An 18,971-nucleotide genomic window follows, 5' to 3' on the forward strand; every position below is an offset into this window, starting at 1 on the left:
GTTAAAAGCCGTTTATATATTAAGCACGTTAATCATTATATTCGACTAAACTTTATCACTAGGATTATTTAAGTTCAATGGTACATTTTATACAACGAATTATAAAAATTATTGAATTATAATAATTATTAATACTATTTAGAAAATGATTGCTATTAAATTTAACGTCCGTTAACATTAATGGGAATTCAAAGTGCCATTCAACCCCAAATAGCGAATAAAAAGCCCCACTTACGCGTCTAGTAATCGCAAGTGGGGTTGCTTATTATAAATAAATATTATGCTTGGTCGGCTAAAATTAATTTATTATTTCTTGGATGAGTCAGGCCCGCTGGTGAGAATAGCTGATTAATAGCCTCCTCCGTTAACAAGTGGCGTGCACGTAACAACGTTGGAACTGATTGGTGAGTTGCGAGGGCTTCCTTGATCAGTGCAGTGGTTTTTTCGTAGCCCAAGTACGGTGATAGCACGGTCGCAGTAATCGTAGAATGTTCAACTTGTGCGGCGCACCGCTGACGGTTAACGGTCAAATCACGTACACCGTTCTTCACGAGGGTGTGAAGCGCCTGCTGTAAATGCCGTTCACTTTCCAGTAACGCTCGTAACATAATGGGTTCAAAGGCGTTTAATTCTAACTGACCCGCTTCCGAAGCCATTGTGACCGTGACGTCGTTACCAATTACTTCAAAAGCAACCTGGTTAACAACTTCGGGAATAACTGGATTGACCTTACCAGGCATAATCGACGATCCCGCCTGTTTGGCTGGTAAATTGATCTCACCGAGTCCCGCCTGTGGGCCGCTCGCTAATAGCCGTAAGTCGTTGCTGAACTTTGAAAGGTCGGTTGCTAACGTCTTCATCGCTCCGGAAAACTCAACGAATAGATCACAGTTTTGAGTAGCGTCAACTAAATCGGGTGCTAATTTTAATGCTAAGTGTGTGTTGTGGTTCAACACGTCAATAATATGTGTCTGGTAATACCTAGTGGCGTTGATTCCAGTTCCAATTGCCGTTCCCCCGAGGTTGACTACTCGTAAATGGTTCCCCGCCGTTTGAACACGGGCTAAGTCGCGCTTAAATAGCTGATAGTAGGCGTGAAACGTCCGGCCGTACGTGGTGGGAACCGCGTCCTCCAGCTGCGTCCGCCCAACTTTGATGGCATCCTGATAGCGTTTAGATTTAACCAATAACGTCTGGACCAGTTGCCCAATCGCCGCTAACAAGCCGGGTAACTGTTGCCGTAACGCCATTTTGCCAGCACTCGGAAACGTATCGTTAGTTGATTGCGACTGGTTAACATCGTCGTTGGGATGCACCGCAACGGCCGGGTTCAACCGGTGTGCTAAGTTAGCTACCACTTCGTTAACGTTCATGTTAGCCGAAGTCCCCGCACCGCCCTGAATTGCCGGTACAATAAAACTATCCGCGTGCTGCCCCAACAGCAGTTGGTTGCAGGCCGTGACGATGGCTTGCTTTTTATCCGCAGTCAACGTTCCCGCCTTGAAGTTAACTTCGGCAGCGGCCTTTTTAATTTGAACTAAGTTATGAATGAGTAGCGGGTTCATGCGTTCTTTCGTAACTGGAAAGTTGTGAACCGCACGTACCGTATGAATACCATATAAAGCGTCGTCCTTAACTGCCATTTTACCAATACAATCCTCTTCAATTCGCATGTCAAAACCCTCTCAATTAGATTTCATGTTAGAACTTCTCACATGAACAACTTAGAGTTTAGACCATTTATGAAAATTAACAACGGTTAAACGGCGGATTTTCACAAAATTAACTTGCTAAGCGCTTTTATTTAGAATTGATTAGCTAATTTCAGCGTTCACTTAAAATAAATAAGTGATAGTAAAATGGGCTTTCATAGACCAATTAGAATAGTACTGACTTTCCGCTGAGTATTATTGTTTTCCCGTCCGAAACGCCACCACCTGTCAAGCTACTTTACTAATTTTTATCCATCGTGACGTTTTTTTAACGGCCTAGTAACGGCTTAGTAACACAACTGCAACATTCTTAAAGTATCCTACTCATTAGGGTTAAGAATTTTGACGAACGGGGAAGTTTACATACATGAAAAAAGGAAAATCTAAAATAAAATCAATCATCAGTTTATTAGTTGTTAGTTGCGGCTTAGGCTTAAGTGCTAACGTTGCGGCTCAAGCGGCAACTACCGATAACTCGGCATCAACATCGTCCGTTGTTGATCAGAGCGCTGTCAGCAGTAGTCGTACTAGCCAGAGCAGTGCAACTTCTACCAGCAGCGCGGCCACTACCACCACTAAAAAAGTTGTGAAAAAGGCGGCCACTAAGAAAACGGCGACTAAAAAGGTAACGAAAAAAGCAACTAAGAAAGCCGTTAAAAAAGCTACAACCAAGAAGGTAGCTAAGAAGGCCGCTGCTAAGAAAGTTACTAAAAAAGCAGTCAAGAAAGTTAAAAAGGCCACGACTAAGAAGGTCACCAAAAAAGTAACCAAGAAGGCTACTAAAAAAACGGCCAAGAAGACTAAAAAAGTCGCCACCAAAAAGGTAACGAAAAAAGCAGCTAAAAAGGCTGCTGCTAAAAAGGTAACCAAAAAAGCTAAAAAGAAAGCTACCAAAAAAGTTGCTAAAAAAGCTAAAAAGAAAAAGTTGACCCAACGGCAACAGATTGCCAAGATCAACGCTAAACTTTCTAAGGCTCAAAGAGCTGCTAAAAAATGGATTGCCTATCACGAATCCCGTTACAGTTATACCGCCCGTAATGGCCATTGTTACGGTCGTTACCAATTACTAACCGCCTACTTACACGGAAACTATTCCGCCGTTAACCAAGAAAAGGTTGCCAATAAGTACGTGGCTGGTCGCTACGGATCATGGACTAACGCCAAACGTTTCTGGCTCCGTCATAATTGGTACTAATACTGAGTTCTAACCCAACACATATGATAAATCGCCGGTGTGCTTCAATTTAGAAGTACACCGGCGATTTTTTCACGATTCAATATTAGTTTGGGCCGATACAATCCGACGCACGTTCGCGATGGCGATGATTAGCCGATCTGACAACCGAATAAGCCCGCGATCAAAGTCTACCGCTAATAACGCCGCGGTAATTGTTTGGTAAAGTCCCACCTCGTCATTAAAGTAGTTGACTTCAACGTGGTGGTTTCCACGCTGTAAACGGCGCAATTGGGCCGTAACGACGTTGACCTGGGCCGCCGTCGGATATTGTTTATGGGCGTATACTTTGGCCCTTTTCTCAATTAAGTCTTGGTAACCCGTCAGCGCTGCAAACGGCGCAAACTGGGCCGCCCGCTCCCCTCTAGGCATGCGTAAATGTGCCTTGGGCTCGGGCCGGGGACGGTCCATAATATCGCAGTACATCGTTGTATCATTGAACAGATCCGCTTCAGTTTTTGTTTTCGACTCTTCACTCAAGCCCGGTGTCCCCCAATCTGTGCATTACGTTCAAGCGTTGTGGCTCCCGGCGTTAAATCCGCTAAACGTACCACCACGTTTTTATTTCCTGATTGTTTTTGTAATTGTAATATGGTTTCCTGTAATTTATGGTCACGTGCACGTCGCTGTTGGGCCCGTTTATCCACGCGGGCCGCGTGCTGCGGATCCTCAAATAGACTCGTTTGTTCGTAGCGGGGGACTTGCGCAGCCCGCTGTTCATCGACTAAATGGTTAGCCATCACCGTGATTCGGCGAATAAACAATTGCTGATCAGCAGTCTGCTGGTACAACCGCTGATAGGCTGATTGCAACTCCCCCGGCGCCGACGTAGCAACCCGTAACCGCACGTTTTCGTGAGCCGGCTTAGGAACCTGCCGACCATAATAATCCGTGCTGATGGTCCCGTGATAATGTCCCGTCTGCAAGCTCTGAATGTCATAATCAATGCGGATTCCAATTTGGTCGGTCACCACGCGGCGAGCCACCAAGTCTAGCGCTAACGCGTCCACCATCCCCCGCAAAACTTGCCGTCCCTGTTCATAGGGGTACGGGGTCATCAGCACCTGACTAGCATAGATTCCGTGTTCGCTTGCTTGGTAGCTCTTGATATCCGCCAACGTAGCTGCTTCATAGCCCCAGGCGTGATCAATTAATAATTCCGCATTTTTTCCGAACTCCCGGTACAAAACTTCTTCGTTGTAGTGGTCGGAAAGGCTTCCCAACGAGCACCGCGCCACGTCACCCATTGTTTTTAAGCCTAACTTGTTCAGTCGCTTAGCGTAACCACGACCAACACGCCAAAAATCCGTCAATGGTTGGTGACTCCACAAATACTGCCGGTATTGGTGTTCATTCATTTGGGCAATACGCACACCGTCGCGGCCCGCCGGAATCTTTTTGGCTACAATATCCATCGCCACTTTTGCCAAGTACAAATTAGTCCCAATACCGGCCGTAGCGGTAATGCCGGTCATCGCCTGAATTTCGTGAATGATGGTTTTGACCAAAGTGTGAGCCGTCACGTGGTGGCTCTGGAGGTAGTCGGTAACGTCCATAAAGACTTCGTCAATTGAGTAAACGTGAATATTTTTCGGCTTAATGAAGCGCAAGTAAATGTCGTAAATTTCAGCACTTTTTTGCATATAATAGTGCATCCGGGGTGGTACTACCCGGTAATCAATTCCCAATCCGGGTGATTTTAATAACTTTCGTCGGTAAATTGATTGATAGCGTGTCACGTGTTGATATGATGAGTAGCGTGCCCGCTCACGGTTCAACTGACGAACCCGCTGTTCCACTTCAAATAACCGGGGCCGTCCCGGTACCCCAAACTTTTTAAGTGCCGGGGAAACGGCTAAACAAATGGTTTTATCCGTCCGGGAAGTGTCAGCAACCACCAAATTTGCGTTAAGCGGGTCTAAATGATGGGCAACGCACTCCACCGACGCGTAAAACGACTTTAAATCGATGGCTACGTAAACTCGGCCTGCAGACATATGATCACTCCCTCCTCATCAGAACGTTTGTTCCCCCTAATTATAACTGAATTCCAAAGTAATTGCCAGTCCCCGAGTAACCAAAAACGACGGCCACCATTTAACGGTAGTCGTCATTCACTTCAATATTCTTATTGATGGGCCAAACGGGCACGTGCCGCCGCCACGATTCGTGGATTTAAACCTAGTCTAGCAGCTAACCACATGGCCTCACTCTCACCAACTTGGTTCAACAATAACCGGTACTCAGGCCGTAACGTTTCCCGGTTAAAGGCCATCGCACCGGTGACAAAGGCCGGAGTGGCAACCGCGTACTGTTTAATTTCACTGTAATGGGTCGTGACGATTAACTTCGCGTGACGCTGAATCAGATCGTCAATGATGGCAATCCCTAACGCGGCACCCTCTTCCGGGTCGGTCCCGCTCCCAATTTCATCCATCAGTACTAGGGCGTTAGGCCGCAGATTGTCCGTGATAGCCACTAAGGTTGTCATTTCACCCGAGAAGGTACTCAGTTGTGCCGCCATGTTTTGCTGATCACCAATGTCAATCAAGATTTGGTCAAAGACGGCCAGGTTAGTTCCCGCCGCCGCGGGGATTTCCAGTCCAACTTTCACCATCAGTGAAAACAGCGCGATTGTTTTTAAAACCACCGTCTTACCGCCGGAGTTCGCCCCGGTGATCATCAGGCTCTGGTTTTGATCTAAGTGGACGTTCAACGGTACCGCCGCCGAACCTAACAACGGGTGGCGACCATCCTTAATGGTTACTATTTGTCGTTGATTTAATTCGGGAAGAATGGCGTGATTGTCCAAGCCGTAACGGCCGCGGGCAAAAATTTGATCCACGCGGCTAAACGCGCGTACCTGATGTTGTAAATCGTCCCAGTGCTCGTCCACGTCACCGGTTAGCGTGGCGATGATCTGGTAGACTTCAGCTTCTTCGTCACTAATGGTAGCCGCGAGTTCCCGACCACTTTGTGCCACGTTGCCGGGTTCAAAATAAACCGTCGAGCCCGTGGCAGACTGGCCTAAAGCCATCCCCGTAAACCGATTCTTATACGTTGCCTTCAGCTGAACCCCGTAATGCTGGTCCCGTTGAATCACTTGTCGACTCTGTAACTGTGCCGGATGCTTTTGAATAAACTGGGCGATGGCTGATTGTACCTTAGCCGCTCGTTGACGTTTAACCTGCCGTAAACGGGCTAATTCTGGCGTTGCCGTGTCCCGAATACCCCGCCGATCCAAAGTCTGTTCGAGTCGCCGTTTTAATCCACTTAACGGCGTGACGTCGGCCGCCAACCGGGCCAAGTTAGGCGCCGCTTCTGCTCGTAAGCCTAGCACCGTTTTGAGCCGCGACCAACTCGTTAAAACGGCCAGAACCGTTTGAAGTTGGCCGGGATTTAACAACCGCCCCTGGTCTAGTTTAGTTTTAATTACCGTTAATTGATCTAAATCATAGAAGGTCAACTGAACGTCGGCTGCCAACAATTGGTGCGCTTCGTGGGTCAGCGTTAATTCCGCTTTGACCGCGTTGAGGTCGGTCTGTTCGGAACTTTGCCGTAACTGGTCCGCCGCCAACTGGCTATGGGTCAGTTCAGCAACCGTGTCTAAAATCTGATCTAGTTGTAACGTTTGTTTAATTGTATCGTTCATGTGTTTCTCCTTATGGCAAGGCAACACACTTAACTGTCGTTTGCCTAGCCGAATACCGCGCGAATTGCGCTAGGGACATTACCGGACAGTATTTCCGCACTCATTAAGTTCACTCCTTTAAAAATAAAATAACGTTCACAGTCTAACATCCTGAACCGTTCAACGCAAATCATCATCAAAAAAAGAGTCCACGCAAACGGTGAACGCCGAATTTCTATCCAATCGCCGAAATCAATTTTTCCGCAACGGCCTGGGCTGAAAATGGATTTTGCCCCGTAATTAGTTGCCCATCACGAACGGCAAAGGTTTTGTAAGCCCGTTTTTTCTCAAACTTAGCACCGTGACTTTCGGCCACTTGCTGGTTTAAAAACGGGACGACCCGTCGTTTACCCGCAATCAGTTCCTCACTTAGCGTAAAACCAGTAACGTGTTTACCACTAATCAAATACTGACCGCTAGTTAATTTAACGTTGAGTAACCCGGCAATACCGTGGCAAACCGCCGTTACAAAGCCACCATTTTCGTAAATGGTCCGCGTTAAGCGTTGCAAATTAACGTCGTTAGGGAAATCCCACATTACACCGTGACCCCCAGTGAAGTATATTGCGCTATAATCGGCCCCGTTTACGTCCTTAGCCGCTAACGAACGGATCAACGCGCGTTGTTGAAAATCATTACTTTCATAAACCCGCATAATTGATTCATCGACGTACTTCATGCTACGAGGATCCAACGGCACAAAACCGCCCTTAGGACTGACGTAGTCCACTTGGAACTCCGCTTTAACCACTTCTTCAACAAACTCAGTCGCTTCCCCCAACCATAAACCGGTCGGGGCCGTTGTTTGTCCGTAACGGGTGGTATTCGTTAAAATAACCAAAATCTTTTTCATCTTGCCCTCCTACTGGCGAACGCCGTATTCCAAGACCACCATTTCAGCCATGGTAATTTCCCGGTACAAAACGTTGAATAAATCTTCACTAACGGCGTGCTCTTCTTCGTACTGCCGTAATAAATATTCCCGTTCCACCTGAAAAGCCACCCGGTAAATGTTCATAAATTGACTCATTTGTTCCGGCGTGTATTCCGGGTGGCGAACCATCCGGCGCCATTCCGAAACGAATTGTTGCACGGTGGTATCACCATCCTGCGATTGCAAGTCAAATACAATCGCCCCTTCATATTCGTCAGATAAGTTCATTTGTTTAACGTGTTCAATACCAGCCGTAATCATTTGGCCCCGGACAACTTTCATTTGTTGGGCAGCATCTTGATCGACTTTAATTCGTGGTAACAGCCAGCGAAAAACAATGGTTGGTACGACCATACTTAAAATAATCAGTAAACTTTCCGACATCAATACGAGGTTAAAATCCGCCGTTTTCACCTGAGTCTCCGCCACCGTAAAGGCCAGCGCGAAGGTCACCGCCCCGTGGATTCCACCCAAGGCAAAGATCCAGGCCGAGCGATTTTTCAAGTGGTGCACGAACCGCACGTACAAGTACCGAACTAATAAGTTGGCCAGATACAATGCAATCCCCACGACCACCCAGATCCACGAACCGTTGTAAGAAACGGACCGGTCAAGAGCTGTCCGTAACAGCATAATGCCCAAGACAATAAAAACCACGCTATTCAATACGTCGCTAATGAGACCAATGAGTTGGTAAATGTCACTCGCTAGTTGGGGATTTGCTAAGGCACTACGTTCACCCTCGGCGTTGTGGACCAAGCCAGCGAATACGACCGCAATGATTCCAGAAACGCCCACCGCCTCGCCACCGAAGTAAAGTAAAAACGGAGTCATCAGGTAAATAACTTTTAACGGCGTTCCGTTATTATAAGTATTATTTAAGAAGTTCAGCGGCGACCGCAACATCGACTGTCGCAAATAAACGAGCAATCCACTAACCGCACCCCCGAAAACCACCCCGCCGACCGCGGAATACACGAAATCCCAGAGGGTTTGCGAATAATTAACGTAGCCGTTCACGTACCACAAAACCGCCATGTTAAGTAGAATGATCCCGGACGCGTCGTTAAATAGGGATTCCAGTTTTAACCCGGCCGCCTCACGCCCCGGCAATTTTAGGCCCATCGTCACGGACTCCGTGGCAGTCGCATCGGTTGGCGTGCTAATAGCGGCCAAAATGAACGCTAACGGCAACCCTAGACCAGTCAACCACGCGGTTCCTAATCCCGCCGCCACCGCGCACAAAACCACCATTCCAACCGTCAAACTGACAATTTCTCGAACGTGGCGTCCGACCAAGTTCATACGGGTGTTTTGTCCTTCAAAATAGAGCAGCGGTGCGACAATTAGACCGATAAAGACTTCCGAGTTAAAGGTTTCAACTAACCGGTTAATAAACGGCACGACCGCAATTACCGCCCCGACTAGCATACTGACGTAATTGACCGACACACGTGATAGCCAGCGGCGGTTGATCACAATACTGACCATCGCCGCAACGATCAGTACCCCGGTAGAAACGAGCATCGACATGCTTGGACCCCCTTTTTTTAATTAATATAACTAATATTAATTATTGTAATTTTATAAAAGGTTGTAAAGCAGAGACGCCCGCAAGTCACGAAAAAAGTGGCGACAATAATCTCATCACCACTCTGTTAATCGTTACTGGTCAGAATCGGCGTCGTAAATGGTGGGCCCAATCACGAGGGATTCCGCTAATAACGTTTCGTTATACAGTTTAAAAACGTAATTTTGGTACTTAACTTCCTGTTGCGAGATCATGTCTAAATACTGGCGTTCCTGTTCCAGCGCATTCATGAAGGCCCGCATTTCTAGTTCCTTTTCCGCCCCGGTAAACTCTGGTCGGCGGACCACTTCCAACCAAGCCCGGGTGAAGTCGCGGGTCCGCGTTCGCTGTTTCTGGGTCATTAAATCGAAAATCACCGATTTCTTGACGTTTTCTGGTAGGTACATTTTTTGAACCGCGTCAATCGCCTGGTGGACCATGGCAACCCGGATTTTATCAATTTCGGTGGCCGCCTGATCATCGGTCATGTCCGGTTTCAAAATAAACCGGAAAACCACCGTCGGAACCAACATACTCAAAATAATCAGCACACTTTCCGCTAACAAGACCAAGTTAAAATCACTGGTTTTAACCGCCGTGTCAATCAAAGTATAAGCTAACGCCAAAGTCACCGCACCATGCACCCCGCCCAGCGCATAGATCCAGCCGGCGCGCTGATCAAAGTTTAACCGTAACCGTCCGTAAACAAACCGCACCACCACGTTGGCGACGTAGAGCACCACCCCAATTAATAGCCAGTTAAGCGAATAGAGTAACGCCCCCTCATCCGCAATGATCTTCACAAACATGAAGCCCAAAATGACAAAGACGGTACTATTAAAGATTTCCGTGATCATGGCAACCAGGTCAAAGCCAAAGTGGGTCTGTTGAGGACTGATCAAACGACTCCGTTCCGCCTCGGCGTTATGCACTAAGCCGGCACACACAACCGCGATAATGCCCGAAACGTGAAGTGCTTCGGCCAAATAGTACAGGACGAACGGGGTCACAATGTACAATAGAATTGAAGCGTTGAGCGAGTTGTACGAAGAACGCAGTAAGATTTGGCGAAATAACACCATCACCCACGCCACCGCAAAACCAACTAACACCCCACCGACCGCTGAAATTAAAAATTCCACGACGGTTTCCCCGTAATTAATATAGCCGTTCACGTACCACAGCACCGCCATGTTCAATAGGATGATCCCGGACGCGTCGTTAAACAGCGATTCCATTTTTAAGTGCAAGCTTTCACTGCGTGGCATTTTACGCCCACTGCTGACCGACTCCATCGCGGTCGCGTCGGTGGGCGTACTGATTGCAGCTAGGATAAAAGCTAACGGCAAACTAATTCCCGCCGCCATCCAAACCCCAAAGCCGGCGACGACTAAGCACAGGATCACCAAAAAGACGGTCATTTCAATAATGTGGCGAAATTCCTTACCCACCGCGTTTAACCGGGTCGCCTGGCCTTCAAAAAATAGGAGCGGCGCCACGATCATGCCAATAAAAACTTCCGAACTGAATTTTTCAATGTGACTCCCTAAATAGGGTGTTAAACAGAGTAACGCCCCCATCACCATACTAATGTAGTTCACGGATACCTTGGTCAAAACACGTGATAAAAACACACTAATGACCGCGACAATCAACAAAATAAACGTTGAAAGCATTAGGTGCATGCGTGTCGCCCCCTCATACTGATAATTTGTTAAATTAAAATTCATTCAGTTATATTTATACCATTTACACTCATAAAACGCTCATTTATAAACTTGTAACAGGCTCGCCCCCATTTAATCACGCCGAAAACCAAAACATTGCGGCTCCACCAACGTTTAACCGTTGTGAAATCGCAATGTCGATTAGTTATAATAACGGGGCGTTACCCGTCTTTTTCCATTTTAACCGGGATTGGCGCGCTGCCCTCGTTTACGAGATTTTGCAGCCGGGCAAACAGCATCAGTAACCAGCCAAACGAAATCGCAAAGGCCTGGATTTCAAAAGCCGTCAGCGACGGGAAGCGGAACCACCGAAACCCAAAGTTTAGTAACAGCAGCGCAACCCCGATACCGTAGGAGAGCCATAAAAAGTCCTTAGTCACCCCCGGTAAAAGCCAACGCACCCCGACAATGAGTAAAACTAAGAGGGTCACTAACCCGCCGGCAACCGCGTCGTGCAACCAGTGTAAGTTGGTGTTATTGGGAAAAAGCCCGACCGCGCCCAAATCCACCGCCGTCAGCGTTAACAATAATCGTAACGTCGACGTGCGCCAAGTTCGGGGATAAATACGACTAAGCGAAACGAACAGGTAATCTACTAGGACGACCATCAGTAACGCGGAAAAAATCAGCGTCAGGTTAAACTGCCAGGCGTTGCGGGCACTGGCCGTTCCCAAAAAGCTTAGGTTATGTTGCCACCAGCGGCGCTGACCGTTCGCGGCCATGGAAACGACACAGCCACTGACGATGACCACGACTAAAATCGTTGATAACGTCCGGGCGTTGATCGTTAACGCGGCCCCAATCATGAACGCGTCCGCAAAGTAGGTAAAGACCACCACTAACAAAAATGCCGTAAGCCGGTCAAAAACCACTTTGGGAAAAAGCAGCCCTAACACCCAAAAAGCTCCCACCAACGCAAAGGCTAAGATCATCACAAACGCGAGCGTGATCACCGGGAAGTTGCGCCAGTAAATTTGCCGGGAAAACCGGTTGTCCGGGTCGTTACGCGTTTTAAGGAAAAAAACGATAAACAAGACGGCACCGGTCACCACCCCGGCCACGATCGTTAAACTGGCAACCGATTCCGAACCGGTCAAGCCCACCGGTCGCAACCCGCGGACCCACCAGTAAGCATAGCTGGCAAGACCGGAAACCGCCGCAATAATTAGGGGCCAAATAATCAGGTTCCATAACCGTTCGGGTTGATCCTGGTCCGTTTTTCCCAGCACCAGGCCGTCGTCATGAACCTTTACTTGTAACTGGTCATCCGGAGTGAGTCCCGCCCGTTCTAACGCGGAAACCGGAATCGTCACCCGTACCTTCTTTTCCTGCCCTGCCATTAACCTACTCCTCACTTATCTTTACTATTATTCAAAAACCATTTGGTTACGGTACAATTCGGCGTAAAACCCGTTTTCTGCTAACAACGCGGCGTGGTTGCCCTGCTCAATAATCGCCCCGTCCTTAAGCACCACGATTTTATCAGCGTTCAAAATCGTTTTTAACCGGTGCGCGATCACAAAACTCGTCCGTCCCTGAATCACGTTGTCCATCGCGGCTTGGATCTTCGCTTCGGTGACCGTGTCCACGTTGGATGTCGCTTCGTCTAAAATTAAGAGCCGCGGATTGGTTAAGATCGTCCGGGCAATCGACATCAACTGTTTTTGACCAGCCGAGAAGACACTCTGTTCGTCGGAAACCCGCGTGTCGTACTTATCCGGCAAGCTTTCAATAAAATCGTGAATGTTGGCCTGTTTGGCGGCGTCAATGACCCGCTCCATACTGGCGTCGGGTTCACCGTAGCGGATATTATCCGCAATCGTTCCGGTAAATAGCTGCGGTTCTTGTAACACAATGCCGACGTTTTGCCGGAGTGCGTTTAAATCAAAGGTCCGAATATCGGTCCCGTCAAAAGTAATCTGACCACTATCAACGTCGTAGAACCGGTTTAACAGGTTCATTACGGTCGTTTTTCCGGAACCGGTCGGCCCAACTAACGCCACCATTTCGCCACGGTGAACGTTGATCGTCACCCCGTGCAAAATTTCCTTACCGGGAACGTAACTAAAGTGGACGTCATCGATTTTTAATTCCTGGTGAATCCCGTCAGGCCGTCCGCCGTTTACCGGGTTGACTTCGTCGGGTTGATTCCGAACTTCGTCGACCCGGCGTGCCCCGGTAATGGCCAACTGAATCATACTATACAAACTAGTCAACGACATAATCGGTTGGTAATACTGCTGGGCGTAGTTCACAAACACGACGACCAGGGCCAACGCCGCCCCCTTGGACATACTGCCGTTTAACGCCAGCCACGACCCGAAGAAGATCACGATGGCGGTATTCAGCAGGGACATCCCCTGCATGAGCGGGTTCAAAATACCTGACCAAATTTGCCCAGTTAGCGCGGATTGGCGAACCTTACTATTATAGTTCGTAAAACCGCGCAGAGAATCGTGTTGTAAGCCGTTCGTAATCAACACTTTTTGACCGGTGATCTGTTCGTTAATGTAGCCGTTCAAGCGGCCAATGTCGTCCTGTTGCTGATTGACCGCGGTACCGGCTTTGCGCATGACGAGGGCCGCAATAATTAGGGCCACCGGCGTAGACGCCATCGTTACCCAGGCCATCGTCACGTTCTGATTGAACATCACGATCAGCAAGCCCACAAACTGCGCGACGGCCAATAGTACTTCGAGCAGGGCCTGGTTCATGGCGTTAAAAATGTTATCCAAATCGGACGTAAACCGGGCTAAAATATCGCCGTCACTATGGGTGTCAAAGTACTGGACTTTCATCCGCTGCATTTTGCGGAACAGTCCGACCCGCATCGTCCCGGTTGAATAGGCCGTCACCCGCGCGAGGATCAAACTCGCAACAAAGATGGTGGCCGCGTCACCGATGTACAGCAAAATGTAAATGATCAGCGTGTGGTTAAACGTCCCCAGACTGGCCTGGGCGCGGGTGGCCGGGTTTGTCCACCGGGCCAAGTAAGTCGTTAGTTCCTCAACGGCCCGTCCTAAATAGGTCGGCGCAACCACGATGCACCAAGTTGAAAAGGCAATTAGGAGCGCACTTAAAATAAAGCCCCGCCAATACTTTTTTAAATAGTGCCAGTAATACTTGCCGGCATTGCGTAAGTCGTTCATTGCACTCCCTCCTCACGTGCCTTTTGGGTTTGATAAATCGTTTGGTAAATGGCGTTGTTTTGTAACAATTCGCGGTGAGTCCCGCTGCCACTAATTTGACCATCGTCCAACACTAAGATTTGGTCGGCACGAATAATTGAAGCAATCTTCTCGGCAATCACCACGGTGGTGGTCGACTTTAAATCCCGGTCGAGCGCTTCCTGAACGAGTTTTTCCGAACGGGCGTCCAGCGCCGAGGTCGCGTCGTCTAAAATCAAGATTTCCGGGTTAGCAATCACTCCCCGGGTGATTGCGAGCCGTTGCTTTTGACCCCCGGAGAAGTTTTGGGAACGTTCCTCGACTGGAGCGTCGTAAGTCTGGGGTAAGCGTTCGATAAATTCGGACGCTTGCGCCACGTTGGCCGCCCAGCGCATGTGGTTGACCTGCGCGTCGGGCCGCACCTGCTTTAAATTCCCGGAAATCGTTCCGGAAAACAGCGTCGAACGTTGTAAGACGTAAGCCACGGTTGCCCGCAAGGCCTTTTCGGGAATCTGCCGCACGTCAACGCCGCCAACTTTAATGACCCCACTGTCGGGATCATAAAGCCGGGCAATCAATTGTGCCAGGGTCGTTTTACCCGAACCGGTCGCCCCGACAATGCCGAGCATCGAACCGGCTTTCACACTAAAACTAACGTCCCTTAAAGTTGGTTGGTCATCACCGGGATAGGTGAACGTGACGTGTTCAAAGCTGATGTCGCCGGCTAACGGAGCGGCGTTTTCCCCGTCCACGTAGGTCATGCTCGGTTCAGTATTCAACACTTCACTGATCCGGCCAATCGAAATGAACGCCCGCGACGCGAAGGTCATCAAAAAGCCCCCGTTGATCACGGCGTACAAAATTTGCATTAAATAGGAAATAAAACTGGTAATTGCGGCTAAGTAGCCCGGGTGCGCCGTAATGTTTTGGCCCACTAAGTAAACCGCCATCCCCACGGCCAAGTTTGCCGTTAAGAAGAAAATCGGCATTAAGATCGAGAACCAGTACCCAATTTTAGCCGTAACGGCCGTCAGTTGGTCCGACGCGGTTGAAAACTTCTTAATTTCGTTTGATTCTTGAACGAACGATTTGACCACGCGAATTCCCATCAGGTTTTCCCGGGCCACCGTATTAACGTTCTCAATATCCTGTTGCGTCTCGGCAAAATACTTGGTCATCCGTTGAACCGCGATCCACGAGGCCAGTAGGATCACCGCCATCATGACGATGATGACCCACCACTGCTCCGGCATCGTAATAATGGCTAACATAAACGCCCCGATAAACAGCAACGGAATCCGGGTAATTTGTTGAAACCCAGCCATCACAATTTGCTGGACTTGGTTAATATCGTTAGTCATCCGGACGACTAGGTTAGACGCCGAAAACTTTTCAACATCGGCGTACGCAAACGACTGAATCTTGGCGTACAAGTCAGCTCGCAAATCAGTTGCCACGCCAAGCGCGACCTTGGCGGAATAAATCGTGTTGACGATCCCGCCGACAATCCCCAGCACGGCTAACCCTAGTAACATTAAGCCTTCTCGAAAAACCGTTTGCTGGTCGTTTTTAATGATGGCTTCCATCACGACTTGTAACAACCGGGGTTGCCACAACGTCGCAAAAACGAGGACGATCACGGACAGCATCGCCACCCACACGTCGACGTGATACCGTTTGAAATATGGCATCAACACTTTCATTCTCCATTCCTCCCTGTAACTCATCTTCCCTAAGCCTACCCGAAATTGGTGGGTTCCACAATCAATATATAATGGTTTTTAATAATTCACATTGCAAAACTAATTACGACGCATAAAAAACGGGTCGTGACCACTGGTCAGCAACCCGCTTAAACTCTAATCACTATCTTCTGCTAATTATTGAAACTTCCGCCGTAAGCCCGCGTAGCCCAAGCCGACTAAGCCTAGCAACGCCACCCCGAGTAAACTGATTGGTGCCGCGGCCTGTTCGTTAGTCTGTGGCAACGTAGCGTCACTAGTTAACTTATTGGCATCCTGCTTAGCCGCTTTAACGGCTGGCAACGTCACTTGTGCGGCGTGACTCGTTGTCCGGGCCGCTAACTGAACGACTTTTTGACCGGCATTGTCCGCATTGGCTTGCGCCGTTAAGAGGTCAGCCTGAGCGGTCGTCAAACGAGCCGCCAGCTTATCGTAAACTGCTTGAACGGTTGCCAAAATTTGGTCCGCGTTTTGGTAATTGAACAGTACCTGTTGCAGACTAGCTAACAGATCCTGGTCCGTCTTAGTCACCGCTTGTGCGGCCGCCAAGAGTGTCTGGAGCTGACTTACCTGCGCATTGATGGTGTCCAAAGCCGCGTGTTTTTCAGCTGCAGTAGCTTGAGCCGACTGCAAGGTCGTGACGGCGTCGGCTAACTTCGCTTGGGCCGCTGCTAAACTTTGTTGGTCCGTTGTTAACTTTGCCTTTAAAGCGGCCAATTTTGCCGGTGCTTCCTTAACGGTTTCCTGGTCCTTAACTTGCTGCTGCTGAGCGGCCGTTAACTTGTTTTGGTAGTCCGTTAACTGCTGATTGAGCTGGGCTAACGCCGCGTTCACCGTATCCAGCGCAGTCTGCGCGGTTGTTTGAACTTGGTGTGCTTTATCGTAAACACCCTGCTTAGCGTTAACGTCCTGAACAGCAGCGTTTAAAGCGGCCTGTTGCGTTGCCAACGTTGCACTTAACGCCTTGACTTGTTCCGACGTCGGGGCCGTCGCGTTTGCAAGCACGTTGGTCATGTCAAACTTACCGGGCGTCGTAACGTAAGCTGGGTCATTCTGCACCATGGTGATGTGCACCTGATTCAGTGAATCGGTCGCAATTCCTAGATAAGCTGGTTCATTGGTTTGAATTCCCCAGTTGTGGCCCGTAATTGAGTCGGCGTGTAACCAACTTGACTTAGCGTCATTCGCCACCATCCCAAGAATGGTGTTGTAAACGGCTTGTTTAGCTTCGTCAATATTATTATCCACACCGTTAAAAATATAGTTCCAACTTAGGTTTTCGTAATAGTTCACCCCGGTCGCCAAGCCGTACTTAGCAGCGACCCGGCTAATCCCGTCAACGTCGTGATCACTTTTTTCACCCAAGCTCCAGTGATCCGCAACGTATTGCTTAGCCACCTCGTTGGCAAAGGCTAACGAATCGTTCGTAATGTAAGTATGGGGATTCCCCATTTGATCCCGAATTCCGTTAATTAAATCGGAAGCAAACTGGGTCAGTTCCAAACGTTGGGCGTAGGATAAACTGTCCAGGTTAGTAAACGTGCTAGCCTTATCCGCCTCGTTACTATGGTAAGTGTTACCGGCAATGTCCATGCCCTTAGTTAAAACGGCCGAAGCTTGCTCATTAGTAATTTTGCCTTCTAGTAAATCTTCAAATAATTGATTCGACACCCCGGATGGCAACGTGATCGTATTTTGGGCATTCGTTTGCTGGTTACTCTGAGCCACTTTGATTTGCGCCTTCGTGTTATCCACCGCGGCTTGAGCCGCCTGTTGGGTCGTCTTAGCCGCATTTAGCTCATTGTTAGCCGTGTTAGCTTGTTGGGTCGCTTGATCCACCTTGTCTTGTGCCGGTTTTTGTTCGGTCTGCTTAGCCGCAATCTTTTCCTTAGTTTGGTCGATTCCGGTTTGGGCCGCAGCCGCATTTTGGTTATTCGTATCGTTCGCTAACCGGTCCCCAGCCGCCGCATTTTCGGCAGTCGTATCGTTAATGGCCTGATTATCATTATCCACCGCGGCTTGGTTAGTCGCCACGTCGGCCTGCGCGTCATTTTTTGCCTGGGTCGCGCTATTGACCTGAGCATCGGCCTGGTCAGCTTCAGCTTGGGCTGCCTTTTGTTCATTAGTGGCTGCGTCTAAGTTACTTTGTGCGTTTTGCTCGTTCCCCTGATCCGTGGTAATTTGGTTTTGGACCACCGTTTGGTTATCCTTAACCTTTTGAATATTTGCATCGGTCGCGTCCGCCACGTTTTGCTTAGCCCAATCCAGTTTTTCTTGCGCCTTAGCTTTATCCTGAGTTGCGCTATCCACGTTTTTAGCGGCTTGCGCGACGGTAGGATTAGCCACGTCGTTTGTATCCGTTTTCATTTTAGTGGTTTGATCTGTGCTTGACGTCGTTGTAGCCGTAGCCGCCTTAACGTTAGTATTTCCAAACGAAAGGGCCCCCGCTACCGCCGCAACCCCCGTAACAACTTTCGTAACGTTCTTCATCTTGAATCTCCTCCTAGATTTTTCGACTTATACATTAGTTATAACATATCGTTCAAAAATATTTAGCTGTTATTATAATAATATTTATTATTTCGCCCAAGATTTAAGACTAATGCTTACCAGGGTTGATTTTTTAAAATGTTAACATTATTTACAATCACGCGTTTAAATGTGTCCCATTAATTTAAAATCCTGCGGTCGACCCAGAAACGTATGCATATGTTTCGACTTATGGCGTAAATAATAAGTCGTTTGTCCCTGATCGTCATACATCAGCACCGATTGGCGTTTATGCTCAATCGTCATCTTTTTAACTCGAAAGACACCCGTAAAAGCAATTCCCTCCAAAATAAACCAATGTTTGTTATAAAATAGTTTTTGGCCATATTGCTCTTTGCCAATACGATTATACATTGAAAAATCGATACTATTGTTCTGACGCTTTTCCATAATAGTTTTGTATGATTTAAAGTTCAATTGATCGTAATAGTGATGTTTCTTGCTAATTTTTGCGTACCATTTACCCCGCAAAGATTTAGGCAACTTTTTAGTATAACGCCGATAAGTGCCATACTTTCCCTTGACCTTAATTGTCTTCGGCGTTTTTGGAGCCGAAGCTTGCGCTGGCACCCCCACCGTAAATGTCACCATCGTCAATAATGCAACCAATCCTAACCACCATTTTTTCATGATAATCCCTCCCC

13 protein-coding genes are annotated in these 18,971 nt (G+C 48.3%); 1 reads left to right on the top strand and 12 read right to left on the bottom strand.

Translation table 11 applies throughout. The annotated features are described in order from the left end of the window. Positions 1 to 278: 278 nt before the first annotated feature. Positions 279 to 1,673, bottom strand: a complete 1,395-nt coding sequence (locus D1831_RS09610; protein WP_125072726.1) for an aspartate ammonia-lyase — start codon at positions 1,671 to 1,673, stop codon at positions 279 to 281. A 406-nt stretch (positions 1,674 to 2,079) separates the two neighbouring features. Here D1831_RS09610 and D1831_RS14400 point away from each other — a divergent pair, with 406 nt between their 5' ends. Beyond that, a complete protein-coding gene (locus tag D1831_RS14400) occupies positions 2,080 to 2,907 on the top strand; it encodes an aggregation-promoting factor C-terminal-like domain-containing protein (protein WP_158610657.1) in 828 nt (275 codons plus the stop codon). Positions 2,908 to 2,979: 72 nt separating this feature from the next. Here the strand turns inward: D1831_RS14400 and D1831_RS09625 are convergent, their stop codons facing one another. From D1831_RS09625 to D1831_RS09675, 11 genes are all read right to left on the bottom strand, one after another. Continuing rightward, positions 2,980 to 3,426, bottom strand: coding sequence for a hypothetical protein (locus tag D1831_RS09625; protein WP_125072728.1), 447 nt, complete (start codon positions 3,424 to 3,426; stop codon positions 2,980 to 2,982). Beyond that, positions 3,423 to 4,943 carry a Y-family DNA polymerase gene (locus tag D1831_RS09630; protein ID WP_125072729.1) on the bottom strand — a complete coding sequence of 507 codons (1,521 nt, stop codon included), beginning with the start codon at positions 4,941 to 4,943 and terminating at the stop codon, positions 3,423 to 3,425. The genes D1831_RS09625 and D1831_RS09630 overlap by 4 nt, the downstream gene beginning before the upstream one ends. Positions 4,944 to 5,074: 131 nt before the next feature. Next, the gene (locus tag D1831_RS09635; RefSeq protein ID WP_125072730.1) at positions 5,075 to 6,598 is read right to left on the bottom strand and encodes an endonuclease MutS2; all 1,524 of its coding nucleotides are present in this window, start codon (positions 6,596 to 6,598) and stop codon (positions 5,075 to 5,077) included. A 214-nt stretch (positions 6,599 to 6,812) separates the two neighbouring features. After that, positions 6,813 to 7,490: a type 1 glutamine amidotransferase domain-containing protein gene (locus tag D1831_RS09640; protein WP_125072731.1), complete on the bottom strand. Its 678-nt coding sequence runs from the start codon at positions 7,488 to 7,490 to the stop codon at positions 6,813 to 6,815. Positions 7,491 to 7,499: 9 nt separating this feature from the next. Next, positions 7,500 to 9,104: a cation:proton antiporter gene (locus D1831_RS09645; RefSeq protein ID WP_125072732.1), complete on the bottom strand. Its 1,605-nt coding sequence runs from the start codon at positions 9,102 to 9,104 to the stop codon at positions 7,500 to 7,502. A 132-nt stretch (positions 9,105 to 9,236) separates the two neighbouring features. Further along, positions 9,237 to 10,826, bottom strand: coding sequence for a cation:proton antiporter (locus D1831_RS09650; RefSeq protein WP_125072733.1), 1,590 nt, complete (start codon positions 10,824 to 10,826; stop codon positions 9,237 to 9,239). A gap of 203 nt (positions 10,827 to 11,029) precedes the next feature. Continuing rightward, positions 11,030 to 12,208: an AbrB/MazE/SpoVT family DNA-binding domain-containing protein gene (locus tag D1831_RS09655; protein WP_125072734.1), complete on the bottom strand. Its 1,179-nt coding sequence runs from the start codon at positions 12,206 to 12,208 to the stop codon at positions 11,030 to 11,032. Positions 12,209 to 12,235: 27 nt separating this feature from the next. After that, positions 12,236 to 14,017 carry an ABC transporter ATP-binding protein gene (locus D1831_RS09660; RefSeq protein ID WP_125072735.1) on the bottom strand — a complete coding sequence of 594 codons (1,782 nt, stop codon included), beginning with the start codon at positions 14,015 to 14,017 and terminating at the stop codon, positions 12,236 to 12,238. After that, complete coding sequence (locus D1831_RS09665) at positions 14,014 to 15,738, bottom strand: ABC transporter ATP-binding protein (RefSeq protein WP_125072736.1); 1,725 nt, start codon at positions 15,736 to 15,738, stop codon at positions 14,014 to 14,016. The genes D1831_RS09660 and D1831_RS09665 overlap by 4 nt, the downstream gene beginning before the upstream one ends. A gap of 177 nt (positions 15,739 to 15,915) precedes the next feature. Continuing rightward, positions 15,916 to 18,267, bottom strand: coding sequence for an SEC10/PgrA surface exclusion domain-containing protein (locus D1831_RS09670; RefSeq protein WP_125072739.1), 2,352 nt, complete (start codon positions 18,265 to 18,267; stop codon positions 15,916 to 15,918). 165 nt (positions 18,268 to 18,432) lie between these two features. After that, positions 18,433 to 18,957, bottom strand: a complete 525-nt coding sequence (locus tag D1831_RS09675) for a hypothetical protein (protein WP_125072737.1) — start codon at positions 18,955 to 18,957, stop codon at positions 18,433 to 18,435. Positions 18,958 to 18,971 lie beyond the last annotated feature (14 nt).

It is taken from the genome of Lactiplantibacillus garii (assembly GCF_003885105.1).
Lineage (GTDB): Bacteria > Bacillota > Bacilli > Lactobacillales > Lactobacillaceae > Lactiplantibacillus > Lactiplantibacillus garii.